The sequence below is a fragment of the Streptomyces sp. NPDC041940 genome (assembly GCF_055589465.1).
Map to the genome: position 1 here is coordinate 664862 of NZ_JBVJBP010000001.1, position 23044 is coordinate 687905.

Annotated in this window: 23 protein-coding genes; 15 read left to right on the plus strand and 8 right to left on the minus strand. The window is 71.2% G+C overall.

The features are described 5' to 3' along the window. Positions 1-65: 65 nt before the first annotated feature. Positions 66-1301, minus strand: a complete 1236-nt coding sequence (locus ACZ6I3_RS02855; RefSeq protein WP_469411067.1) for a glycosyltransferase 87 family protein — start codon at positions 1299-1301, stop codon at positions 66-68. Positions 1302-1421: 120 nt separating this feature from the next. Between ACZ6I3_RS02855 and ACZ6I3_RS02860 the strand changes: the two genes are divergently transcribed. Together ACZ6I3_RS02860 and ACZ6I3_RS02865 are read left to right on the plus strand one after the other, a co-directional pair. Next, positions 1422-2564 carry a glycosyltransferase family 4 protein gene (locus ACZ6I3_RS02860; RefSeq protein WP_469411069.1) on the plus strand — a complete coding sequence of 381 codons (1143 nt, stop codon included), beginning with the start codon at positions 1422-1424 and terminating at the stop codon, positions 2562-2564. 115 nt (positions 2565-2679) lie between these two features. Further along, a complete protein-coding gene (locus tag ACZ6I3_RS02865; RefSeq protein WP_469411071.1) occupies positions 2680-4317 on the plus strand; it encodes a GMC oxidoreductase in 1638 nt (545 codons plus the stop codon). A gap of 13 nt (positions 4318-4330) precedes the next feature. On the opposite strand, the gene ACZ6I3_RS02870 is transcribed toward ACZ6I3_RS02865, so the two are convergent. After that, on the minus strand, positions 4331-6127 hold the full coding sequence (locus tag ACZ6I3_RS02870) for an AMP-dependent synthetase/ligase (protein ID WP_469411072.1): 1797 nt from the start codon (positions 6125-6127) through the stop codon (positions 4331-4333). Between the two features lie 339 nt (positions 6128-6466). Between ACZ6I3_RS02870 and ACZ6I3_RS02875 the strand changes: the two genes are divergently transcribed. The 6 genes from ACZ6I3_RS02875 to ACZ6I3_RS02900 all read left to right on the plus strand — a co-directional run bounded on the left by ACZ6I3_RS02875 (position 6467) and on the right by ACZ6I3_RS02900 (position 11463). Next, positions 6467-7222, plus strand: coding sequence for a metallophosphoesterase family protein (locus ACZ6I3_RS02875; protein ID WP_469411675.1), 756 nt, complete (start codon positions 6467-6469; stop codon positions 7220-7222). 111 nt (positions 7223-7333) lie between these two features. Further along, entirely contained in the window at positions 7334-7771 is a 438-nt protein-coding gene (locus tag ACZ6I3_RS02880; RefSeq protein WP_261680591.1) for an SRPBCC family protein, read from the plus strand. 82 nt (positions 7772-7853) lie between these two features. Then, entirely contained in the window at positions 7854-9023 is a 1170-nt protein-coding gene (locus ACZ6I3_RS02885; RefSeq protein ID WP_469411074.1) for an ArsA family ATPase, read from the plus strand. 57 nt (positions 9024-9080) lie between these two features. Then, positions 9081-9581, plus strand: a complete 501-nt coding sequence (locus ACZ6I3_RS02890; RefSeq protein WP_469411076.1) for a DUF5304 domain-containing protein — start codon at positions 9081-9083, stop codon at positions 9579-9581. Between the two features lie 71 nt (positions 9582-9652). Further along, the gene (locus ACZ6I3_RS02895; protein ID WP_215121994.1) at positions 9653-10606 is read left to right on the plus strand and encodes an ROK family glucokinase; all 954 of its coding nucleotides are present in this window, start codon (positions 9653-9655) and stop codon (positions 10604-10606) included. 110 nt (positions 10607-10716) lie between these two features. Beyond that, positions 10717-11463 (plus strand): endonuclease/exonuclease/phosphatase family protein, encoded by a 747-nt coding sequence (locus ACZ6I3_RS02900; RefSeq protein WP_469411078.1) that lies wholly within the window; start codon positions 10717-10719, stop codon positions 11461-11463. Here the strand turns inward: ACZ6I3_RS02900 and ACZ6I3_RS02905 are convergent. After that, positions 11460-12080 (minus strand): hypothetical protein, encoded by a 621-nt coding sequence (locus ACZ6I3_RS02905; protein WP_469411080.1) that lies wholly within the window; start codon positions 12078-12080, stop codon positions 11460-11462. The genes ACZ6I3_RS02900 and ACZ6I3_RS02905 overlap by 4 nt on opposite strands. After that, the gene (locus tag ACZ6I3_RS02910; RefSeq protein WP_468193556.1) at positions 12073-12870 is read right to left on the minus strand and encodes an alpha/beta hydrolase; all 798 of its coding nucleotides are present in this window, start codon (positions 12868-12870) and stop codon (positions 12073-12075) included. The genes ACZ6I3_RS02905 and ACZ6I3_RS02910 overlap by 8 nt, the downstream gene beginning before the upstream one ends. Before the next feature lie 202 nt (positions 12871-13072). Here ACZ6I3_RS02910 and ACZ6I3_RS02915 point away from each other — a divergent pair, with 202 nt between their 5' ends. The 4 genes from ACZ6I3_RS02915 to ACZ6I3_RS02930 are packed head-to-tail and all read left to right on the plus strand — an operon-like array spanning position 13073 to position 16932. After that, positions 13073-13909: a lysophospholipid acyltransferase family protein gene (locus ACZ6I3_RS02915; protein ID WP_469411676.1), complete on the plus strand. Its 837-nt coding sequence runs from the start codon at positions 13073-13075 to the stop codon at positions 13907-13909. Positions 13910-13937: 28 nt separating this feature from the next. Beyond that, entirely contained in the window at positions 13938-15164 is a 1227-nt protein-coding gene (gene macS / locus ACZ6I3_RS02920; RefSeq protein ID WP_469411082.1) for a MacS family sensor histidine kinase, read from the plus strand. After that, positions 15161-15850: a response regulator gene (locus ACZ6I3_RS02925; protein WP_468193550.1), complete on the plus strand. Its 690-nt coding sequence runs from the start codon at positions 15161-15163 to the stop codon at positions 15848-15850. The genes macS and ACZ6I3_RS02925 overlap by 4 nt, the downstream gene beginning before the upstream one ends. Positions 15851-15903: 53 nt before the next feature. Further along, the gene (locus ACZ6I3_RS02930; RefSeq protein WP_382834119.1) at positions 15904-16932 is read left to right on the plus strand and encodes a 6-phosphofructokinase; all 1029 of its coding nucleotides are present in this window, start codon (positions 15904-15906) and stop codon (positions 16930-16932) included. A gap of 39 nt (positions 16933-16971) precedes the next feature. Here the strand turns inward: ACZ6I3_RS02930 and ACZ6I3_RS02935 are convergent, their stop codons facing one another. Both ACZ6I3_RS02935 and ACZ6I3_RS02940 read right to left on the minus strand, forming a co-directional pair. Continuing rightward, positions 16972-18828 (minus strand): anthranilate synthase family protein, encoded by a 1857-nt coding sequence (locus ACZ6I3_RS02935; RefSeq protein WP_469411085.1) that lies wholly within the window; start codon positions 18826-18828, stop codon positions 16972-16974. Positions 18829-18923: 95 nt separating this feature from the next. Beyond that, on the minus strand, positions 18924-18980 hold the full coding sequence (locus ACZ6I3_RS02940; RefSeq protein ID WP_082319877.1) for a trp operon leader peptide: 57 nt from the start codon (positions 18978-18980) through the stop codon (positions 18924-18926). A 96-nt stretch (positions 18981-19076) separates the two neighbouring features. Between ACZ6I3_RS02940 and ACZ6I3_RS02945 the strand changes: the two genes are divergently transcribed. Next, positions 19077-20429: a class II 3-deoxy-7-phosphoheptulonate synthase gene (locus ACZ6I3_RS02945; RefSeq protein ID WP_469411087.1), complete on the plus strand. Its 1353-nt coding sequence runs from the start codon at positions 19077-19079 to the stop codon at positions 20427-20429. Between the two features lie 148 nt (positions 20430-20577). After that, a complete protein-coding gene (locus tag ACZ6I3_RS02950) occupies positions 20578-20820 on the plus strand; it encodes a (2Fe-2S)-binding protein (protein ID WP_251057968.1) in 243 nt (80 codons plus the stop codon). Between the two features lie 13 nt (positions 20821-20833). Here the strand turns inward: ACZ6I3_RS02950 and bfr are convergent, their stop codons facing one another. Next, complete coding sequence (bfr, locus tag ACZ6I3_RS02955) at positions 20834-21310, minus strand: bacterioferritin (RefSeq protein WP_031107638.1); 477 nt, start codon at positions 21308-21310, stop codon at positions 20834-20836. 175 nt (positions 21311-21485) lie between these two features. Between bfr and ACZ6I3_RS02960 the strand changes: the two genes are divergently transcribed. Next, on the plus strand, positions 21486-22136 hold the full coding sequence (locus ACZ6I3_RS02960) for a sulfite oxidase-like oxidoreductase (protein ID WP_469411090.1): 651 nt from the start codon (positions 21486-21488) through the stop codon (positions 22134-22136). Between the two features lie 15 nt (positions 22137-22151). Here the strand turns inward: ACZ6I3_RS02960 and ACZ6I3_RS02965 are convergent, their stop codons facing one another. Further along, on the minus strand, positions 22152-23030 hold the full coding sequence (locus tag ACZ6I3_RS02965) for a deoxyribonuclease IV (protein ID WP_469411092.1): 879 nt from the start codon (positions 23028-23030) through the stop codon (positions 22152-22154). Positions 23031-23044 lie beyond the last annotated feature (14 nt).

The following is a 23044-nucleotide window of genomic DNA, read 5'->3' on the forward strand; positions in this document are numbered from 1 at the left end:
GGCCTGAGCAGGCCGATCGCGCCGTGGCCGGACAGGCCGCCCGCGCTGTTCCGGCGGGCCCCGGCTCAGGAGGAGACGGGGGTCTCGCCGGCGCGGGCCGGCTGAGACGGTGGGGGAGCGGGGGCCGTGCGCGGCACCGTCGCCTTCCACAGGGCGCGGGCCGCGAGGAGGGTGGCGGCCACCAGGAGGCCGTTGCGCAGGAACAGCAGGGTGATGCCGAGGCCGTCGCTGGCCACCACGTTGGCGAAGTAGAGCGGGAACTCCAGCACCGTCACGAAGCACGCCACCAGGACGAGGCCGACCGGCAGCCGCATCCGGCTCCCGGGGAAGCAGAGGCACACCGCGGCCAGCCCGACCAGCCACACCATGTACTGCGGGCTGATCACCCGGCTGGTGGTCGTGAACATGAGCACCGCCACGAAGGCCGCGTCGGCGAGCGTGTGCTCCTCGAAGCGCCGGGCCAGCAGCCGCCACAGCACCAGCCAGCCGAAGGCCGCACCCGTCAGGAACAGTGCGCCCGTGCTCACCTCGCTCACATACGGCCCGAGGAACTCGATCGAGCCGTAGTTCAGCCGCACCTCGCCGTTCCAGCCGAAGTGCCGGGCGACATGGAAGACGAGCGCGCCGAGCGACTCCACCTCGGTGCCCCGGTCGCGCTGGAAGGTGAGGAAGGCGAACCCGCCGGGCATGGCCAGGGCGAAGGCGCCCGTCACCGCGATGCCGGTCACCAGGGCCGACACCCAGGCGCTCCGCCGGCGGGCGGCCAGCAGGAGCATCGCGGGCCAGACCTTCAGCAGCGCGCCGAAGGCCGCCAGCGCCCCCATGGTCTTCGGGTGCCGGACGCCCGCGAGCAGCGCGGCCATCGCCACGGCCGTGACCATCACGTCGTAGCGCGAATACACCGTCGGCCCCAGCAGCGGGACGCCCACCACCCAGACCCAGGCGCCGCGCAGAGTCTTGCCGGGGCGCCGTCCGGCGTACATCAGCAGGGCCAGGACGGCCAGGTCGGTGACGCAGACCAGGACGAAGAACGCGGTCGCGTAGTGCAGGAAGGGCAGCAGCGCGGGGGAGAGGATCGCCAGGGCGGCGGCGGGCGGGTACTGCCAGGTGACGTCGTTCTGAGGGAACGTTCCGGTGCGCAGGACCTCGTACCAGCCCTGGTAGATGACGTGCACGTCGCTCGTCACGTCCGGGCCCGGGAAGACGTACACCTTCAGCACGAACAGCAGCAGCGCCAGCCTCGTGAGACACCAGACCACCGGCAGCCATGCCAGGGACCGCCTCGCGCCCTTCGTCTTCACCTGATCCCTGCCCGTCCGCGTGCTCTGTTCGATGGGGTCATGATGTCCCGGAGAGCTGTGAGCGTGCCATAAGAGCCGCCCCGCACGGCTGTGAGGGTCGGGTTCGGTAGGGTCGGCGGCGTGCGCAAGACCCTGATCGTGACCAACGACTTCCCGCCCCGGCCCGGCGGCATCCAGGCGTTTCTGCACAACATGGCGCTACGGCTGGACCCGCGGGAGCTGGTCGTCTACGCGTCGACGTGGAAGCGGAGCCGGGAGGGCGTCGAGGCGACCGCCGCCTTCGACGCCGAGCAGCCCTTCACCGTCGTACGGGACCGTACGACCATGCTGCTGCCGACGCCCGCCGTCACCCGGCGTGCCGTCGGACTGCTGCGGGAGCACGGCTGCACCTCGGTGTGGTTCGGGGCGGCGGCACCGCTCGGCCTGATGGCACCGGCGCTGCGCGACGCGGGCGCCGAGCGGCTGGTGGCCACCACGCACGGCCACGAGGCCGGCTGGGCCCAGCTGCCCGCGGCCCGGCAGCTGCTGCGCCGGATCGGGGACTCCACGGACACGATCACCTACCTGGGCGAGTACACGCGCTCGCGGATCGCCGGCGCGCTGAGCCCGCGGGCGGCCGCGCGGATGGAGCAGCTGCCGCCCGGGGTCGACGAGAAGACCTTCCACCCGGACTCGGGCGGCGACGAGACCCGGGCGCGGCTCGGGCTGACCGACCGCCCGGTGATCGTGTGCGTGTCCCGGCTGGTGCGGCGCAAGGGGCAGGACACGCTGATCCGGTCCATGCCCAGGATCCTGGCCGCCGAGCCCGACGCCGTCCTGCTGATCGTCGGGGGCGGCCCGTACGAGGGTGATCTGCGCAAGCTGGCCCAGGAGACCGGAGTCGCCGCCTCCGTACGCTTCACCGGCGCCGTCCCCTGGGCCGAGCTGCCCGCCCACTACGGCGCCGGGGACGTCTTCGCCATGCCCTGCCGGACCCGGCGCGGCGGCCTCGACGTCGAGGGCCTGGGCATCGTCTACCTGGAGGCCTCGGCGACCGGGCTCCCCGTCGTCGCAGGCGACTCCGGCGGCGCGCCGGACGCGGTCCTGGACGGCGAGACGGGCTGGGTCGTCCGCGGCGGCTCCCCGGCGGACGCGGCCGACCGCGTCATCACCCTCCTGGGAGACGCCGAGCTGCGCCGCAGGATGGGCGAGCGAGGCCGCGAATGGGTCCAGGAGAAGTGGCGCTGGGACCTGCTGGCTGAGCAGCTGAAGGGCTTGCTGTAGTTGCCTTTAGGGGCGCGGGGAACTGCGCGATCAACCACATCGAATCCGCACCCGCCCACGACGAATAATGGGCACCCCACTAGGCGGAACCCAATAATCCGCCCATGCTGCGCACATGACAGCAAACCTGATACAACGTCAGCTGACAAGACGTCAGATCCTCGGAATGGCGGCACTCCAAACGGCGGCCGCCCTCGGCTTCACCCGCATCGGCCTCCGATCAGCCCAAGCCGCCGAGCCCGACGCAGTCGACAACGCCCCGGCGATCGTGGTCGGTTCCGGCTACGGCGGCGCCGTGGCCGCCCTCCGCCTCGGCCAGGCCGGCATCCGCACCCTCGTCCTGGAAATGGGCCGGCTCTGGAACACCCCCGGCCCCGACGGCAAGATCTTCTGCTCCACCCGCACCCCGGACCAGCGCTCCATGTGGTTCCGCACCCGCACCGAGGCCCCCCTCGGCACCTTCCTCTGGCTCGACGTCGTCAACAAGGACATCGGCCGCTACCCGGGCGCCCTGGACCGGGTGCACTTCGCGGAGATGTCCGTCTACGTCGGCCGGGGCGTCGGCGGCGGCTCCCTCGTCAACGGCGGCATGGCGGTCACGCCGCCCAGGTCCTACTTCGAGCGGCAGTTCCCCACCGTCGACGCCGACGAGATGTACGGCACGTACTTCCCGCGCGCCCGCGCCGCCCTCGGCGTCAACACCGTCGACCCCACCTGGTTCGAGTCGACGGAGTGGTACCGCTTCGCCCGCGTCTCCCGCAAGCACGCCGAGAAGGCCGGCCTGCGCACCACCTTCGTGCCCAGCGTCTACGACTTCGGCCACATGCAGCGCGAGGCGGCCGGCACGGCCCCGAAGTCGGCGCTCGGCGGCGAGGTCATCTACGGCAACAACCACGGCAAGCGCAGCCTCGACAAGACCTACCTCGCCGGCGCGCTCGGCACCGGCAACGTCACCCTCCACACCCTGGAGAGGGTGCGCGCGATCAGCCGGGCGCCGGACGGGACCTACGTCCTGACCGCCGACCGCATCGACGAGACCGGCCGGGTCGTGGAGACGAAGGAGTACGGCTGCACGTACCTCTTCCTCGGCGGCGGCAGCCTCGGCACCACCGAACTGCTCCTGCGCGCCCGGGAGACGGGCACCCTGCCCGGCCTCGACGCCGGTGTCGGTGCCGGCTGGGGCACCAACGGCAACGTGATGCTCGGCCGGGCCAACCACCTGTGGGACACGGTCGGCGCGAACCAGTCGACCATGCCGGTCATGGGCATCGACGACTGGGCGAACGCCTCGAACCCCGTGTTCGCCGAGATCGCCCCGCTGCCGACCGGCCTGGAGCACTGGGTGAGCCTCTACCTGGCGATCACCGGGAACCCGGAGCGGGCGTCCTTCTCCTACGACACCGGCTCGGGCCAGCTGCGGCTCGGCTGGACGAGCGCCCACAGCGCGGCCTCCGTCGCCATGGCCAAGAAGCTGTTCGACCGGATCAACGCGGCCAACGCGACGATCTACCGGTACGACCTGTTCGGCTCCTCCAGCAAGGTCTTCGCCGACGACTTCACGTACCACCCGCTGGGCGGCTGCGTGCTCGGCAGGGCCACGGACGACTACGGGCGGGTGAAGGGCTGCTCCCGGCTCTACGTCACCGACGGCTCGCTCGTGCCCGGGTCGCTCGGGGTCAACCCCTTCGTGACCATCACGGCGCTCGCCGAACGCACGATGGCGCGGGTCCTCGCCGAGGACACCGCGCCATGACGCCGCTCGCGCGCTACTTGGCGTAGATCGCCTCGACCTCGTGCGCGTAGTCCTTCGCCACCACGTTCCGCTTCAGCTTCAGTGAGGGGGTCAGGTGGCCCGACTCCTCCGTGAACTGGGAGGACAGAATGCGGAACTTCCGCACCGATTCCGCCTTCGACACCGCGGCGTTGCCGTCGTCGATCGCCGCCTGGATCGCGGCCAGCAGGTCCGGGTCCTCGCACAGCGACGCCGCGGTGGCACCCGCCGGCTTGCCGTGGTCCGCGCACCAACGGCCCAGGAACTCCTCGTCGATGGTGACCAGCGCGCCCACGAACGGCCGCCCGTCGCCCACCACCATGCACTCCGCCACCAGCGCGTGCGCCCGGATGCGGTCCTCGATCACGGCCGGGGCGACGTTCTTGCCGCCCGCGGTGACGATGATCTCCTTCTTGCGGCCGGTGATCCTGAGGTAGCCGTCCTCGTCGAGGGTGCCGATGTCACCGGTGTGGAACCAGCCGTCGGCCAGCGCCTCCCCGGTCGCGGCCTCGTTGTTCCAGTAGCCCTTGAACAGGTGCTCGCCGTGCAGCAGCACCTCGCCGTCGTCGGCGATCCGGATCACCGAACCCGGCAGCGGCTGCCCGACCGTGCCGATCTTCGTCCGGTCCCACGGGTTGAACGCCGTGGCCGCGCAGGACTCGGTCAGGCCGTAGCCCTCCAGGACCGTGAAGCCGATGCCGCGGAAGAAGTGGCCCAGGCGCTCGCCCAGCGGGGCACCGCCGGAGATGGCGTACTCGCCCCGGCCGCCGAGGACCGCGCGGAGCTTGCTGTAGACGAGCTTGTCGAACGTCTTGTGCTTGATCTTCAGGCCGAAGGACGGGCCCGAGGGCGTGTCCAGCGCCTTGCTGTAGGCGATCGCGGTGTCGGCGGCCTTGTCGAAGATCTTGCCCTTGCCGTCGGCCTGCGCCTTGGCGCGCGCCGAGTTGTAGACCTTCTCGAAGACGCGCGGCACCCCGAGGATCAGCGTCGGGCGGAACGAGGCCAGCTCGTCGGTGAGGTTCTTGATGTCCGGGACGCAGCCGAGCTTGATCGGCGCCATCATCGGCGCGATCTGCACCAGCCGCCCGAAGACGTGCGCCAGCGGCAGGAAGAGGAGCACCGAGCACTCGCCCGTGCGGAAGAGCGGACGCAGCCGCTCCACGATGTTGCCGCACTCGGCGAAGAAGCTGCGGTGGGTGAGCACACAGCCCTTGGGGCGGCCGGTGGTGCCCGAGGTGTAGACGATGGTCGCCGGGTCGTCGGCCTTGGCGATCGAGCCGCGCTCCTCGACCGTGCGGTCGGTGACGTCCTGCCCGAGCCGGCCCAGTTCGTCGAGGCCGCCGCCGTCGATCTGCCACACGTGTTTCAGCGCCGGCAGCCGGTCGCGCACCGACTCGACGGCGGCCGTGTGCGCGTCCGACTCCACGATGCACGCGGTGGCGCCCGAGTCACCGAGGATCCACTGCACCTGCTCCGGCGAACTGGTCTCGTACACCGGCACGGTCACCGCGCCCGCGCTCCAGATCGCGAAGTCCAGCAGCGTCCACTCGTAGCGCGTGCGGGACATCAGGCCCACCCGGTCGCCCGGCTGGACACCGGCGGCGATCAGCCCCTTCGCGGCCGTGTGCACCTCGGCGAGGAAGACGGTGGCCGTGACGTCCTGCCAGGTACCGCCGATCTTGCGGGCGATGACGGCGACGTCCGGGTGCTGCGCGGCGTTTCTGCGGACGATGTCGGTGAGATTTCCGTCCGCAGGGACCTCGTACAAAGCCGGAAGGCTGAACTCGCGCAAGACTGCTGCTCCTCATAGGGCGCCGGCGCCACGACGTTGTGTGCTGCGACGGTGTGGTCCAAGGCTCGGGCAGGTACTCAGGCATTCACTAGTTGAAATGCAGAGCACGACTGGACGGCCCGGACGTTACCCGCCGGTATGGCTTCTGCGACAGGGGGTCCTGTCGAGATGTTCGCTGCGTCACACACTTGGGTATTCCTTCGCGCACAGTAGTCCACGTACTAACTGACTGGCCAGTAACCGCAGGTAGGGCCGCCACTGTTCACAAGGACAGCGCTCGGCCTACTCTTGATCGCCATGGCACCCACACCAGCCCGAAACCACCGGACGCGCGTGCACGTGGTGAGCGACGTGCACGGCAACGCCCGTGACCTGGCCAAGGCCGGCGAAGGCGCCGACGCCCTGATCTGCCTGGGCGACCTCGTCCTCTTCCTCGACTACGCCGACCACTCGCGCGGCATCTTCCCCGACCTGTTCGGCGTCGAGAACGCCGACCGCCTCGTGGCGCTGCGCACCGCCCGCCGCTTCGAGGAGGCGCGGGAGCTCGGGGCCCGGCTGTGGGCCGGGGTCGGCGCGGACCGGGCCTCGGTGATCGAGCAGGCGGTGCGGGGGCAGTACGCCGAGATGTTCGCCGCGTTCCCCACTCCTACGTACGCGACCTACGGCAACGTCGACATGCCGCCGCTGTGGCCGGAGTACGCCGGGCCCGGCACGACCGTCCTCGACGGCGAGCGCGTCGAGATCGGCGGCCGGGTCTTCGGCTTCGTGGGCGGCGGCCTGCGCACGCCGATGCGGACGCCCTACGAGATCAGCGACGAGGAGTACGCGGCGAAGATCGAGGCCGTCGGTGAGGTCGACGTGCTCTGCACCCACATCCCGCCCGAGGTTCCGGAACTGGTCTACGACACCGTCGCCCGCCGCTTCGAGCGGGGCAGCCGCGCCCTGCTGGACGCCATCCACCGCACCCGGCCCCGGTACGCCCTGTTCGGGCACGTCCACCAGCCGCTCACGCGGCGCATGCGGATCGGGGCCACCGAGTGCGTGAACGTGGGCCACTTCGCCGGGACCGGAACGCCCTGGGCGCTGGAATGGTGAGGACGCCCCAGGTCGGGTGAGATCGGCGGGCCCCGTGCGCGGTAGCCTTCACGCTGCACACACGTGCGCACGACGACGTCTTACCGGCCCGTATCTGGAGGAGCCACGGCGATGGCGGAACACACCAGCTCGAGCATCACCATCGAGGCAGCCCCGGCCGACGTCATGGCGGTCATCTCCGACTTCGCCCGCTATCCGGACTGGACCGGCGAGGTGAAGGAGGCGGAGGTCCTCAAGACCGACGAGCAGGGCCGCGCCGAGCAGGTCCGCCTCGTCATGGACGCGGGTGCGATCAAGGACGACCAGGTGCTCGGGTACACCTGGACCGGCGAGAACGAGGTGTCCTGGACGCTGGTGAAGTCCCAGATGCTGCGCTCTCTGGACGGCTCGTACCTCCTCAAGCCGGCCGGGGCGGGGGGTACGGAGGTCACGTACGTGCTGACCGTGGACGTCAAGATCCCGATGCTCGGCATGATCAAGCGGAAGGCCGAGAAGGTCATCATCGACCGGGCGCTGGCCGGGCTGAAGAAGCGGGTCGAATCCGCCTGATCGCGGTCGTCGGCCGAGTGCGGGCCGGTGGGGGGCGTCCGCGCAGTTCCCCGCGCCCCTTCAGGGGCTACCGTTCATTCTCATGCGCACCATCCTGATCACCGGCCCCGGCGGCAGCGGTCGTACCACCCTCGCGGCCGCGACCGCCCTGGCCGCGGCGACGAAGGGCACCAACACCCTCGTCCTGAGCGCCGACCGCACGGACACCCTCGGTGCCGCCCTCGGTGTCCCGACCGGCCCGGCCCCCGTCGAAGCCGCACCGCGCCTCACCGCCTGGCGGCCCGACCCCGCCGAGGAATTCCGCAAGGACCTCACCGCCCTTCAGGACCGTGCCTCCTCCGCCCTGGATCTCCTCGGCGCCTCCCGGCTGGACCCCGAGGAACTCACCCCGCTGCCCGGCGCGGAGGAACTCGCCCTGCTGCGCGCCCTGCGCGACGCGGCCCTGTCGGCGTCGTACGACCTCCTCGTCGTCGACCTGCCGCCGGCGCCGCAGGCCCTCGCCCTCCTCGCCCTGCCCGAGGAACTGCGCCGCTACCTGCGCCGGCTGCTGCCGCCCGAACGGCAGGCCGCCCGTGCCCTGCGCCCCGTCCTGGGACGGCTGGCCGGCGTGCCCATGCCCGCCGAGTGGCTGTACGAGACGGCCGGCCGCTGGGATCTGGAGCTGGCGGCCGTGGAGGCGGTCGTCGCCGACCGTGACACCGTCGTACGGCTGGTCGCCGAGCCCGGCCCGGCCGGTGCCGACGCCGTCCGCACCGCCGGCCTCGGCCTCGCCCTGCGCGGCCTGCGCACCGATGTCGTGGTCGCCAACCGCGTCCTGCCCGAGGCGTCCCCGGACACCTGGCTCGCCGGGCCGGTCGCCCAGCAGCGCAAGACGCTGGAGGAGTGGCGGGAGAGGTACGACGTGCGCGCCGTCGCCCACCTCGGACGCGACCCGCGCGGCGCCGACGACCTCACCGCCCTCGAGGTGCCCGGCGCCGGGCACGCCGCCTCCCCGGCCGAATGGCCCGTGACCGACCGGCTCGGCGAGGACGGTGTGCTCGTCTGGCACATCCCGCTGCCCGGCGCCATACGCGAGGAACTGGACCTCGTCCGGCGCGGCGACGAACTCGTCGTCACCGCGGGGCGGTTCCGCCGTATCGTCCCGCTGCCCTCCGCGCTGCGCCGCTGCACCGTCGACGGGGCCGCCCTGCGCGAGGGCGAACTGCGCATCCGCTTCGCACCCGATCCGAAACTGTGGCCGCAGGCCCGGTGAGCGGGGTACGCCCGTTCGGGTAACGTCGTAGAGACGAACCGTAGTCAGGAGTCCGTCATGAGCGAAGAGCTCCCCCCGTCCGACGCCGCCCGCGAAGAGGCCGTCGACGAGGTACGGGCGACCGACGCCGACGCCTGGGCGACCGCGTGTGCCGAGGACCTCGAGGCGGAGAAGGCCCGCCGCCGCGCCGAGTACGGCCCGCCCCCGGGCTCCGCGGCCGAGGAACTGAAGAAGCTCGTCGACGCCGTCGCGGACAAGCTGTCCGGCCTCGAGTCCCCGCTGTTCGGCGCGGTCGCCGGGCCCGCCGCCCAGCAGGTGGTCCGCCAGGTCGTCCAGCAGGCCAAGGACGCCGTGGAACCCGTCATCGAGCGCAACCCGGACGTCTTCGACCACCTGGCGGCGGCCGGGAACGAACTGCTCGCCGCCTACCGCTCCGCCGTCCAGGCCCAGGAGCGGCGCTGGACCGGCCGCGACGACGAGACCGATCCCCGTGACCAGGACGAACGCCGTGACCGGGGCGACGACGACGGCCCCGGAGAGCGCATCGACCTGGACTGAGCCCCCGGCCGAGCCCCCGGCCTCTCGGGTACCGTTGGCCGTAGCGGGGCTCGACCGAAACTGAGGGATTCATGGGACTCACCATCGGCGTCGACATCGGCGGCACGAAGATCGCGGCCGGCGTGGTCGACGAGGAAGGCAACATCCTCTCGACCCACAAGGTGCCGACCCCGGGCACGGCCGAGGGCATCGTGGACGCCATCGCCTCGGCGGTGGAAGGCGCCCGCGTCGGGCACGACATCGTCGGCGTGGGCATCGGCGCCGCCGGTTATGTGAACCGGCAGCGCTCCGAGGTCTACTTCGCGCCCAACATCCACTGGCGCAACGAGCCGCTCAAGGAGAAGGTCGAGGCCCGCGTGGGCCTTCCGGTGGTCGTCGAGAACGACGCGAACGCCGCGGCGTGGGGCGAGTACAAGTTCGGCGGCGGCAAGGGCCACCGCAACGTCATCTGCATCACCCTGGGCACCGGCCTCGGCGGCGGCATCATCATCGGCAACAAGCTGCGCCGCGGGCACTTCGGCGTGGCCGCCGAGTTCGGCCACATCCGCATGGTGCCGGACGGCCTGCTGTGCGGCTGCGGCTCGCAGGGCTGCTGGGAGCAGTACGCCTCGGGGCGCGCGCTCGTCCGGTACGCCAAGCAGCGCGCCAACGCCACCCCGGAGAACGCCGAGATCCTGCTCGGCCTCGGCAACGGCACGCCGGAGGGCATCGAGGGCAAGCACATCTCCATGGCCGCCCGCCAGGGCGACCGCGTGGCCGTCGACTCCTACCGCGAGCTGGCCCGCTGGGTCGGCGCGGGCCTCGCCGACCTCGCCTCCCTCTTCGACCCCTCCGCGTTCATCGTGGGCGGCGGCCTCTCCGACGAGGGCGAACTGGTCCTCGGCCCGATCCGCAAGTCCTACAAGCGCTGGCTGGTCGGCGGCAACTGGCGCCCGGTGGCGGAGGTAAGAGCCGCCGAACTGGGCAACAAGGCAGGCCTGGTGGGAGCGGCGGACCTGGCGAGGGAACCCGACCCGATCATGTAACGCCCTTTCTTTGTGCTTTTAGGGGCGCGGGGAACTGCGCGACAAGCCACGAACCACCGGCACTCGCGCACAACCCCCGCGCCCCGAGTAATTGGGCGTAAATTGCTCCCATGCCCCTGCTCCCCAACTCGCGTACAGAACCCGACGGTTCCGCAGTCATCAGGGTCCTCAGCTACAACATCCGCTCGATGCGCGACGACAACGCCGCCCTGGCCCGCGTCATCAGAGCCTGCGAACCCGACCTGGTCCTCCTCCAGGAAGCCCCCCGCTTCTTCCGCTGGCGCAAGAAACTCGCCCGCCTGGCCCGCGAGGCCGACCTCGTCGTCCTCACCGGCGGCGCCACCGCCGCGGGCCCGGCGATCCTCTGCTCGCTGCGGGCGACGATCGAGCGCACGGAGGACGTCCTCCTGCCCCTCACCCCCGGCCTGCACCGCCGCGGCTTCGCCACCGCCGTCGTCAGGTTCGCCGGTACCCGGCTCGGCGTCCTGAGCTGTCATCTCTCGCTGCAGAAGGACGAGCGCCACGAGCAGGGCGGCATGCTCCTCGACCGGCTCGCCGGGATGGGCGTGGAGCACGCCATCGCCGGCGGTGACCTGAACGAACGCCCCGACGGCCGCACCTTCCGCCGGCTGACCGCCGCTCTCACCGACTGCCGGGCCGCCACGCCCTGGGGCGGCGAGCACACCTGGCCCCCCGCCGACCCCTACCAGCGCATCGACGCGATCTTCGCGACCAAGGGCATCGAGGTGCTGGGCTGCGGCGTGCCGGCCGGGCTTGCGGGAGTGACCGGGACAGACCTGAGGGCGGCCACGGACCATCTCCCGGTCCTGGCCGCCCTCAGAATCCCAGCCGGCTAGACGACCGCCCCGCGTCCCGGGTCCTCGTCGTCCTCGTCGTCCGTCCGCATCCGCATCACCAGCGTCGCGAACCCGCCGAGGAACCCGCCGATCCCCGCCGTGGCCAGCCACCACGTCATCTCCCAGCCGAGCACCACGGCCAGCAGCAGCAGGACCGGCCCGCCGAGCACGCCCAGCCAGGCGAACTTCGCGGTGGCGTCGGCCGCCGGCAGCGGAGGCGGCTCCGGCGGCACGAAGTGGCCCTCGTCGTCCTCGTCGAAGTCCTCCTCGGCGGGCTCGGGCGCGGCGTAGTCGCGCGGGCCGACGCCGGGCGCGAAGGAGACGGAGCCGCCGAGCGGCTTGGCCGGCTTGTCTCCGGGCTCCTTGACCTCCGGTCCCTCGGGCTCGGAGGGTTTCGCGGCGTCCTTGACCGTCCCGGCCGTGTCCATCCGGTCGTCGTTGGTCGGAGACTCGAGCAGGGCCAGGTCCTCGATCGACTTGAACGGCTTGGCGCCCGGCGGGTCCGGCGGCTCCTCGCCGTACGCGGCGACGATCGAGGCCCAGGCGGCCTCCTCGTCGAACGGCACGCCCTGCTCGTCCGGCTCGCGGTCCTCGCGGTCCGAGTCGTGCTCAGCCACCTGCGGTCGTCCCTTCCTTGCCGAGACCGGGCTCCTTGCCGAGGCCGGACGCGAGCCGGCCGATGAACTCGACGCTCTCCTCGAAGATCCGGTCCGCGTCATGGTCCAACGTGGCGACGTGGTAGCTCTGTTCCAGGATGACCTCTTTCACATCCGTCGAGGAGATGCGGCTGAGGATGCGGGCGGAGTCGGCGGGCGGCACCACATGGTCCTGCGGGCTGCGCAGCAGCAGCACCGGCTGGGTGACCTGCGGCAGCTCGCCGTCGGTGATCTGGAAGAACTGGCGCAGGGAGTGCGCCGCGTGCAGCGGGACCCGGTCGTAGCCGAGCTCCCTGCTGTCCGGCTTGGCGATGTCGCTGGCGATGCCCTTCGTCGCGGGGACGAGGTGGCGGACCACCGGGAGCGCGTGCGCCGCCAGACCGTGCACCTTGTTCGCGGGGTTGACGACCACCACGCCGCTGACGGCGTCGCCGTGCTTCGCGGCGAGGCGCAGGGCCAGGGCACCGCCCATGGACAGACCGGCCACGAACACCTGCTCACGGCGCTCGCACAGAAGGCGCAGCTCGCGGTCCACCTCCGCGTACCAGTCCTGCCAGCCGGTGATCCGCAGGTCCTCCCATCGGGTGCCGTGCCCGGGCAGCAGCGGCAGGGAGACGGTCAGACCGCGCTCGGCGAGGTGCTCCGCCCAGGGGCGCAGCGACTGCGGTGATCCGGTGAAACCGTGGCAGAGGAGAACGGCGACCTCCCCGCCCTCGTGGCGAAACGGCTCGGCTCCGGAAAGGACCGGCACCTTCGGCCTCCTGGTCGTGAGAAGGGACTGACACGATCACGGAATGTCACGGAACGTCATGGAAGGGGTCGCACGTCGTTCGCGGGACCTTCACCGTACGCGACCGCACTGACACCGACCAGGGCCGTCGGCGCCTTTGACAGCACTCCGGGTTAAGGTCTGACCGACACATACAGGAGGCACTCGGTTGTTGTACGGCGCGATGAAGGTCGCTGTTGGGGGGCCGCTGAAGGTCGCCTTCAGGCCCTGGGTGGAAGGCCTGGAGAACGTTCCCGCAGAGGGCGCCGCGATCCTGGCGAGCAACCACCTGTCCTTCTCGGACTCGTTCTTCCTGCCCGCGGTCCTGGACCGCAAGGTCACGTTCATCGCGAAGGCGGAGTACTTCACGACGCCCGGGGTGAAGGGCCGGATGACGGCCGCCTTCTTCAAGGGCGTGGGTCAGCTCCCCGTGGACCGCTCCGGTGCGCGCGGCGCGGGTGAGGCCGCGATCAAGAGCGGCATAGAGGTGCTGGAGCGCGGTGAGCTGTTCGGTATCTACCCGGAGGGCACGCGCTCGCCCGACGGGCGGCTCTACCGGGGCAAGCCGGGCGGCCTCGCGCGCGTGGCCCTCGCCACCGGCGCCCCCGTCCTGCCCGTCGCGATGATCGACACGGAGAAGATCCAGCCGCCCGGCAAGGTCATGCCGAAGCTGATGCGCCCGGGCATCCGGATCGGCAAGCCCCTGGACTTCAGCCGCTACCAGGGCATGGAGCACGACCGTTTCGTGCTGCGCGCGGTGACCGACGAGGTCATGTACGAGATCATGAAGCTCTCCGGCCAGGAGTACGTCGACATGTACGCCACGGCCATGAAGCGGCAGATCGCGGACGCGGCGAAGGCGGACAAGGAAGCCGAGAAGGCGGCGAAGGCGGCGCTCGCGCGGGCGGAGAAGGAACAGGCCGCGAAGGAGAAGGCCGAGCGGGAACAGGCCGAGAAGCATCAGGCCGACAAGGACCAGGCCGAGAAGGACCGGACGGAGCGGCGGCACACCGAGCCCTAGTCGGGGCTCGAAGCCGGGGGGCGGGGAGATGGCCAAGCGCGAGCGCGTCATGAGGATGTCGGTGGAGCAGCCGCTGTGGCGCGCGCTGTCCGGCTACCGGGTGCTCACGATGCTGTACGCGGTCGGCCTGTTCGCCACCGCCTACGAGGAGTTCGCCCGCCCCTGGGTCGCCGTCGCCTACTACGCCGTGCTGGGCGTGTGGACCCTTGCCACCCTGCCCCGGGTCGCGAACGCCGCCGGCTGCACCAAGCGGTTCCTCGCCGCCGACCTCACCATCGCGATCGCCGGCATCCTGCTCACGCCCGTCGCCGACGCCCACGAGCGGGTCCAGGCCGGCGGCCCGACGCTGCCGTCGATCTGGACCGCCGGAGCCGTCCTCGCCTTCGCCGTCAAGGGTGGCTGGCGCTGGGCGGCCCTGGCCTCCGGCCTCGTGGCCGTCGCCAACCTGGTCGAACGCGGCACCCCGGCCCGCGACACCGTCCACAACGTCATCCTCGTCTGCATCGCCTCCATCGCCATCGGCTACGTCGTCGAGGTCGCCCGTGCCTCCGAGCGCACCCTCGCCCGTGCCCTGGAGATCGAGGCCGCCACCAGGGAGCGGGAGCGGCTCGCCCGCGACATCCACGACAGCGTGCTCCAGGTGCTGGCGATGGTGCAGCGGCGCGGTGCGGTGATCGGCGGCGAGGCGGCCGAGCTGGGCCGGATGGCCGGTGAGCAGGAAGTCGCGCTGCGCACCCTGGTCTCCGGCGGGCTCGTGCCCGTCTCCCGGGTCTCGGAGGACGCCGCCGAGGGCGCGGTCGTCCGGACGGTCGACGAGGAGCCGCGGGACAGCGGCCCGGTCGACCTGCGCGCCCTGCTCGCGCCGTACGCCGGGGCCAAGGTCAGCCTCGCCGAGCCCGGCGCGCCCGTGCCGCTGGCCCCGGTCGCCGCCCGCGAAGTGGCCGCGGCCGTCGGCGCCGCCCTGGACAATGTCCGCAGGCACGCCGGGGAGCAGGCGCGCGCGTGGATCCTGGTCGAGGACGAGCCGGACGAGGTGATCGTCACCGTCCGGGACGACGGACCCGGCATCCCGCAGGGCCGGCTCGCCCAGGCCGAGGGCGAGGGGCGGCTCGGCGTCGCCCTGTCGATCCGCGGCCGGCTGCGCGACCTCGGCGGCAGCGCGGAACTGATCTCGGTGCCGGGCCAGGGCACGGAGGTCGAGCTGAAGGTACCGAAGGACGTGACGGACGCACGGGGGAAGGCGGAGCGGCGATGACGGAGAGCAGTGCGGACCGGCGGGACCCGATCAAGGTCATGGTGGTCGACGACCACCCCATGTGGCGCGACGCCGTCGCCCGCGACCTGGCCGAGTCGGGCTTCGAGGTGGTCGCCACCGCGAGCGACGGCGACCAGGCCGTGCGCCGCGCCAAGGCCGCCGCACCCGACGTCCTCGTGCTGGACCTGAACCTGCCCGCCAAGCCAGGCGTCCAGGTCTGCAAGGAGGTCGTCGCCGCGAACCCCGCGCTGCGCGTCCTCGTGCTGTCGGCGAGCGGTGAGCACGCCGACGTCCTGGAGGCCGTGAAGTCCGGCGCGACCGGCTACCTGCTGAAGTCGGCCTCCACCGGGGAACTCCAGGACGCGGTGCGCCGCACGGCCGTCGGCGACCCGGTCTTCACCCCCGGCCTCGCCGGACTGGTCCTCGGCGAGTACCGCCGCCTGGCCTCCGAACCCGCCCCCGCCCAGGACACCGACGAACCGAAGGCGCCCCGGCTCACCGACCGCGAGACCGAGGTGCTGCGCCTGGTCGCCAAGGGCCTGAGCTACAAGCAGATCGCCGAACGCCTGGTCATCTCCCACCGCACGGTGCAGAACCACGTCCAGAACACCCTCGGCAAGCTCCAGTTGCACAACCGGGTCGAGCTGGTCAGGTACGCGATAGAACGCGGCCTCGACGACGAGTGAGGCGCACGTCACACTGACCCTTCGTCAGGCATCTGCGGCGAAGGGACTGTTCCATGCGCGTCGGAGTACTGACCGGAGGCGGCGACTGCCCCGGGCTCAACGCCGTCATCCGGGCGATCGTCCGCAAGGGCGTGCAGGAGTACGGCTACGACTTCACCGGCTTCCGGGACGGCTGGCGCGGTCCCCTGGAAGGCGACACCGTCCGTCTCGACATCCCCGCCGTGCGCGGCATCCTGCCCCGTGGCGGCACCGTCCTCGGCTCCTCGCGGACCAACCCGCTGAAGGTGGAGAACGGCATCCGCCGTATCAAGGAGAACCTCGCCGCGATGGAGGTCGAGGCGCTCATCGCCATCGGCGGCGAGGACACCCTGGGCGTGGCCGCCCGGCTGTCCGACGACCACGGCGTGCCCTGCGTCGGCGTCCCGAAGACGATCGACAACGACCTGTCCGCCACCGACTACACCTTCGGCTTCGACACCGCGGTCGGCATCGCGACCGAGGCGATCGACCGGCTGCACACCACCGCCGAGTCCCATATGCGGGTCCTGGTCGTCGAGGTGATGGGCCGGCACGCCGGCTGGATCGCCCTCCACTCGGGCCTGGCCGGCGGCGCGAACGTCATCCTCATCCCCGAGCAGCGCTTCGACGTCGAGCAGGTCTGCGCCTGGGTGACGTCCCGCTTCAAGGCGTCGTACGCGCCGATCGTGGTCATCGCCGAAGGGGCGATGCCGAAGGACGGCGACATGGTCCTCAAGGACCAGTCGCTGGACTCCTTCGGGCACGTCCGGCTCTCCGGCGTCGGCGAGTGGCTGGCCAAGCAGATCGAGAAGCGCACGGGCAAGGAGGCCCGCACCACGGTCCTGGGCCACGTCCAGCGCGGCGGCACCCCCAGCGCCTTCGACCGCTGGCTCGCCACCCGCTTCGGCCTGCACGCCATCGACTGCGTCCGCGACGGCGACTTCGGCACGATGGTCGCCCTGCGCGGCACCGACATCGTCCGGGTCCCGATCGCCGACGCGACGGCCCGCCTGAAGACGGTGGACCCCACGCTGTACGAGGAGGTCGGCGTCTTCTTCGGCTGACCGGGAACCGGGCGTCCGGGGGCGCCGGCCCCCGGACGGCTACACCGTCGTGTGGCGCAACCGCCCCACCAGCTCCCGCACGACCGCCGCGCCGTTCAGCGTCAGGATCGACTCCGGATGGAACTGCACACCGGCGAACCCGGGCCCGCGCATCGCGTGCACCTCGCCGTTCGCGGCCCGGCTGACCTCGACTCCGTGCGCGGCCAGCTCCTGGTGGGCCTCTTCGTCGCAGCGCGCCACGAAGCTGTTGTAGAAGCCGACGGTCTCACGCCGCCCGAACAGCTCGATCTCCGTCTGCGCGCCCTGGTACGGCACGTCCTTCCGTACGATCTCAAGACCCAGCTCGGCCGCGATCAGCTCGTGCCCGAGGCAGACGCCCAGCACCCCGTGCGCATGGCCGCGGAGGACCTCGGCGGTGAGGCTGCGCAGGATCCGCATCTTGGGGTCGGTGAGATCGGCGGGGTCCCCGGGACCCGGCCCGAGCACCACCGGCCCCTCGTGCGCGAGCACCGCCTCCCGCAGCCCCGCCTCGTCGTACCGCCGGACGGTCACCTCCAGAGCGTTCGACCGCAGCACATGCGCGAGCATCGCCGTGAAGGTGTCCTCGCCGTCGACGACCAGGGCGTGTCCGGCGAGCCCCTCGGACCGCTCCTGCATCCGCAGCCAGAACGGCGCCAGCGACGCCCGGCGCCCGTCGAGCGCGGCACGCACGCGTGGATCGTCGGCGAGCTTAGGCCGCACGGACTCCGCACGCGGCCTGCCCGGCCGTACGCCCAGGGCCGCCAGCACGCCCGCCGCCTTCGCGTGCGTCTCCGCGACCTCACTCTCCGGGTCCGACCCGCGCACGAGCGTGGCGCCCACCGGCACCCGCAGCTCGCCGTCCGCGTCGATGTCGGCGGTACGGATGAGGATGGGGGAGTCGAGGGTCTGCGCCCCGCCGGAATCCCGCCCGAGGAGGGCCAGCGCCCCGGCGTAGTAGCCACGCCCCCCGGCCTCGTGCCGCTCGATCACCCGGCAGGCGTTCTGCACCGGCGAGCCGGTGACGGTCGCCGCGAACATGGTCTCCCTCAGCACCTCCCGCGCGTCCAGCGAGGACTTCCCGCGCAGCTCGTACTCGGTGTGCGCGAGGTGCGCCATCTCCTTCAGCCGCGGCCCGACCACGACGCCGCCCATGTCGCCGACGGTGCACATCATCTTGAGCTCCTCGTCGACGACCATCGACAGCTCCTCGATCTCCTTGCCGTCGGCGAGGAAGCCGAGCAGATGCTCGGGGGTCGGCCCCTCGGCGGGGTAGCGGTAGGTGCCGCTGATCGGGTTCATGACGACCGTGCCGCCGGACATCCGGACATGCACCTCCGGGCTCGCCCCCACCAGCGTCCGGTCCCCGGTGTGCACGACGAACGTCCAGTACGCGCCCCGCTCGCCCTCCAGCAGCCGCCGGAACAGCGCCAGCGCGTCGGCCCGCCCGAACCCGGGGATCTCACCCTCGTACGTCCGCCGGATCACGAAGTTCGCGCCCTCGCCCCGTCCGATCTCCTCCCGCAGCACCCGCCCGACGATCTCCGCGTACTCCCCGTCGCCGACGTCGAAGCCGCCGCCCTCGACCCGCACGTCATGCCCCGGAAGCTGCTCCAGGGCGTCGGCCAGCGGGATCTCGTACGACTCCTCGGGCGTCAGCACCGCCAGGGGCGTGCCGTCGTCGCGGACGTCGAAGCCGCGCTCGCGGATCTGCCGGAAGGGGACGAGCGCGAGGCCCTCGTCGGGGAGGTCGGCGAGACGGTCGTACGTGGCGACCGGGCCGATCAGGACCTCGACCTGATCATGGTCCTGGCCCGGGGTACGGCGGCGCAGCAGGGCGAACGGGCGGGAGTCGTCCAGCAAGCCGTGCAGGTTCATGGGTCCGTGCTCCATCTCGGTGAGAGAGGAACGGACCCCGGAAACACCGAAGGCCGCCCCTCGGGCGGCCTTCGCGAAGTCAGTCGTACGCGCAGTCAGTGGGCCGCCGGATGAGCGGTCCACCACCAGGTCTGGATCGAGTGCGCGAACATGCGAGGGACCTTACCCCATGTCCGAGGGGTGTACGCGGTGTCTCAATTGCTGGGCATGGGTCAGGACGCCCGACACGACCCCGTAATGTTGAGGTCGTGACCGTGAACGCTAAGACCAGCGCGAGTGCTGGCAACACCTGGCGAGACCTGCCCGCGGCGCAGCAGCCCGAGTACCCCGACACCGAGGCTCTGCGCGCAGTCGTTGCGGACCTCGAGTCGTATCCGCCGCTCGTCTTCGCGGGCGAGTGCGACCAGCTGCGCGCCCGGATGGCGTCCGTCGCCAAGGGAGAGGCGTTCCTCCTCCAGGGCGGCGACTGCGCCGAGGCCTTCGACGCCGTGTCGGCCGACCACATCCGCAACAAGCTGAAGACGCTGCTCCAGATGGGCGCCGTGCTCACGTACGCCGCGTCCGTGCCCGTGGTGAAGGTCGGCCGCATCGCCGGCCAGTACTCCAAGCCGCGCTCCAAGGGCACCGAGACCCGCGACGGCGTGACCCTGCCGACCTACCGCGGCGACTCGGTCAACGGCTTCGACTTCAACGAGGCCGCCCGCATCCCGGACCCCGAGCGCCTGAAGCGGATGTATCACGCGTCCGCCTCCACGCTGAACCTGGTGCGCGCCTTCACCACCGGCGGCTACGCCGACCTGCGCCAGGTGCACGCCTGGAACCAGGACTTCGTGAAGTCGTCCCCGTCGGGGCAGCGCTACGAGCAGCTGGCGCGCGAGATCGACCAGGCGCTCAACTTCATGCACGCCTGCGGGGCCGACCCGGAGGAGTTCAAGACCGTCGAGTTCTACGCCTCGCACGAGGCGCTGCTGCTCGACTACGAGTCCGCCCTGACCCGGGTCGACTCGCGCACCGGGCAGCTGTACGACGTCTCCGGGCACATGGTGTGGATCGGCGAGCGCACCCGGCAGCTGGACCACGCGCATGTCGAGTTCGCCTCGAAGATCCGCAACCCGATCGGCATCAAGCTGGGCCCGACGACCACGGCCGAGGACGCGCTGCAGTACATCGAGCGCCTCGACCCGGAGCGTGAGCCGGGCCGGCTGACCTTCATCGTCCGCATGGGCGCCGACAAGGTCCGCGACAAGCTCCCCGAGCTGGTCGAGAAGGTCACCGCCTCGGGCGCCACCGTGGCCTGGGTGACCGACCCGATGCACGGCAACACCTTCGAGGCGGCCTCCGGGCACAAGACCCGCCGCTTCGACGACGTGCTCGACGAGGTCAAGGGCTTCTTCGAGGTCCACAAGGCGCTCGGCACCCACCCGGGCGGCATCCACGTGGAGCTGACCGGCGACGACGTCACCGAGTGCGTGGGCGGCGGCGACGAGATCTTCGTCGACGATCTGCACCAGCGCTACGAGACGGCCTGCGACCCGCGGCTCAACCGCAGCCAGTCGCTCGACCTGGCGTTCCTCGTGGCCGAGATGTACAGGGACCAGTAACGGGCTCGCCTGTTACCCGGGCATGGACTGGGGCGCGGATCACAGGATCCGCGCCCCTCTCCACTTTTGTGGCTCCGGCCCGGCGGGTAAGGTTAGGTTAGCCTCACCGATCAACGGGACGGCACCAGGAAACGAAACCCGCCGGGAGGTGAGCCGCGTGTACATCTGCAGTTGCTTCGGGATCACCGAGCAGCAGGTCAAACAGCACGCGGACAGCGGCGCCTGCACCCCCCGCCAGATAGCCTCCGCCTGCAAGGCGGGCACGGACTGCGGGTCGTGCGTACGCCGTATCCAGGCGCTCCTCGGCAGGGGCGCGTGCCCACGCCGGGACATGGCCGACCGGGGCGAACCGGTGCTCTCGGACCTGTCGGATCTGGAAGACGCCGCCTAGGGCCAGGCGGGTCCTAGCTGGGCTGCTCGATCTGCTGCGCGATGTACAGCGCCTCGCCGAGCTTCTCGATGAGTTCCAGCTGCGTGTCCAGATAGTCGATGTGGTGCTCCTCGTCCTCGAGGATCGACTCGAAGAGGTTCGCGGACGTGATGTCGCCCTTGGTGCGCATCACCTCGATGCCCCGCTTGAGGCGGTCGATCGCCTCGACCTCGACCTGTCGGTCGGCCTGGAACATCTCGGTGACCGTCTGCCCGACCCGGACATGGAAGAGCCGCTGGTAGTTGGGCAGACCGTCCAGCATGAGGATGCGCTCGGTGATCTTGTCCGCGTGCTTCATCTCATCGATGGACTCTTCACGCGTGTACTTGGCGAGCTTGGTCCAGCCTTTGTTGTCCTGGATCCGGTAGTGCAGCCAGTACTGGTTGATCGCCGTCAGCTCGCCGGTCAACTGCTCGTTCAGGAATTCGAGGACCTCGGGGTCGCCCTGCATCGCAGAGGCTCCTTCCACGCGTAAGAACTGGCAGGTTGCGCCGCATGATTCCACCGCGGAAGAAGATCGTCCAGTAAGTCTTCACTTAGTAAGTAAGGGCATGCTTAGTTCTGAATGCCCCGATTTGGAATGGCCCGGGTCAGGGGCATGACCCGGGGTCTGTCAGGATGGACACATGGGTCAGCCGGTGGGACGTGAATCGGGAGAAGGGCGCGATTCAGCGGGAGCGACGCAGCCCGGGCTTCCGCCGGGACAGCGATTGCAGCGCGGCTGGCCGGTCACGCACTACGGGCCCGTCCCCAAGTTCCGGCCCGAGCGCTGGGAGTTCAGGGTCTTCGGCGCCACCGCCGGCGGCGGCAAGCACTGCTGGACCCACGAGGAGTTCACGGCCCTGCCGTACACCACCGTCGTGGCCGATCTGCACTGCGTCACGAAGTTCAGCATGCTGGGCGCCGAGTGGGGCGGGGTCCCCGCGCGCACCATCCTCGACATCGCTCCGCCCGCGGACGACGTCACCCATGTGATGGTGTGGGCCGAGTACGGATTCAGCTCCAACCTCCGGCTGTCCGACTTCGCCTCCGAGCAGGCCCTGTTCGCCACCCACAAGGACGGCGAACTCCTCACCGCCGAGCACGGCTTCCCGCTGCGCCTGATCGTGCCCCACCTGTACGCCTGGAAGGGCCCCAAGTGGGTGCGCGGCGTGGAGTACATGACCGCCGACCGGCGCGGTTTCTGGGAGGAGCGCGGCTACCACAACCTCGGTGACCCGTGGCAGGAACAGCGCTACTCGTACCAGGAGAAGCCCGGGGACGGCCCCGACCTCTGACCCGGCCGTCGGCCGTCAGCAGTCGCGCAGCTTCTTCAGCCGCTCCACGTCCGCCGCGTGCCCTTCCTTGCCGCCCGGCGTCTCGATGATCAGCGGCACGCCCTCGGTCGCGGGGTGCGTCATCAGGGCCCGGAAGGGGTCCTCGCCGATGTGGCCGACGCCGATGTTCTCGTGCCGGTCCTTGTGCGCGCCCGCCACGTCCTTCGAGTCGTTGGCGTGGATCAGCTTCAGCCGTCCCTCGCCGACCGTGTCCACCAGCAGGTCCAGCGTCTGGTGCATGCCGCTGGGGCCGGTCAGGTCGTGCCCCGCGGCGAAGATGTGGCAGGTGTCCAGGCACACGCCCAGCATCGGGTGGGCGTCCAGAGCCTCGAAGTACGGGCCGAAGTCCCAGGTCCGCGAGCACAGCGAGGCGCCCTGGCCGGCGGTCGACTCCAGCAGCAGATACGGGTCGTCGTCATGGGTCAGCTCGTCCAGCAGCGGCAGCAGCCGCTCCCGCACCTGCCGCAGCGCCACGGACCGCTCCCGGCCGCCCGTCGCGCTGCCGGTGTGCACGACCACGCCCAGCGCCCCGATCTCCCGCCCGCGGCGCAGCGAGTGCCGCAGCGACTCCACCGACTTCTCCACGGTCGCCTCGGTGTGCGAGCCGAAATTGATCAGATAGGGGGCGTGGACGTACGCCGGGATCGACTCGGCCTCGCAGGCCGCGCGGAACGCCTCGTCCTGCTTGGGGTTCCCGGCCGGTGTGGCCCAGCCGCGCGGGTTGGCGACGAAGACCTGGACGGTCTCCGCCTTCAGATCACGGGCGTACGACAGACCGACGGAGTGCAGCCCACCGGCCACGGGGACATGGCCGCCCACCGGGTTGCGGGAGGGGCCGGACAGCTGATTGTTCACCCGTTCAGGGTGTC

Bases quoted from the DNA above. Each gene is read 5' to 3' on its own strand.
- ACZ6I3_RS02935 (WP_469411085.1), bottom strand. From the start codon at position 18,828: ATGAACCTGCACGGCTTGCTGGACGACTCCCGCCCGTTCGCCCTGCTG.
- bfr (WP_031107638.1), bottom strand. From the start codon at position 21,310: ATGCAGGGCGACCCCGAGGTCCTCGAATTCCTGAACGAGCAGTTGACC.
- ACZ6I3_RS02930 (WP_382834119.1), top strand. From the start codon at position 15,904: ATGCGCGTCGGAGTACTGACCGGAGGCGGCGACTGCCCCGGGCTCAAC.
- ACZ6I3_RS02900 (WP_469411078.1), top strand. From the start codon at position 10,717: ATGCCCCTGCTCCCCAACTCGCGTACAGAACCCGACGGTTCCGCAGTC.
- ACZ6I3_RS02880 (WP_261680591.1), top strand. From the start codon at position 7,334: ATGGCGGAACACACCAGCTCGAGCATCACCATCGAGGCAGCCCCGGCC.
- macS (WP_469411082.1), top strand. From the start codon at position 13,938: ATGGCCAAGCGCGAGCGCGTCATGAGGATGTCGGTGGAGCAGCCGCTG.
- ACZ6I3_RS02865 (WP_469411071.1), top strand. From the start codon at position 2,680: ATGACAGCAAACCTGATACAACGTCAGCTGACAAGACGTCAGATCCTC.
- ACZ6I3_RS02895 (WP_215121994.1), top strand. From the start codon at position 9,653: ATGGGACTCACCATCGGCGTCGACATCGGCGGCACGAAGATCGCGGCC.
- ACZ6I3_RS02890 (WP_469411076.1), top strand. From the start codon at position 9,081: ATGAGCGAAGAGCTCCCCCCGTCCGACGCCGCCCGCGAAGAGGCCGTC.
- ACZ6I3_RS02960 (WP_469411090.1), top strand. From the start codon at position 21,486: ATGGGTCAGCCGGTGGGACGTGAATCGGGAGAAGGGCGCGATTCAGCG.
- ACZ6I3_RS02885 (WP_469411074.1), top strand. From the start codon at position 7,854: ATGCGCACCATCCTGATCACCGGCCCCGGCGGCAGCGGTCGTACCACC.
- ACZ6I3_RS02925 (WP_468193550.1), top strand. From the start codon at position 15,161: ATGACGGAGAGCAGTGCGGACCGGCGGGACCCGATCAAGGTCATGGTG.
- ACZ6I3_RS02915 (WP_469411676.1), top strand. From the start codon at position 13,073: ATGAAGGTCGCTGTTGGGGGGCCGCTGAAGGTCGCCTTCAGGCCCTGG.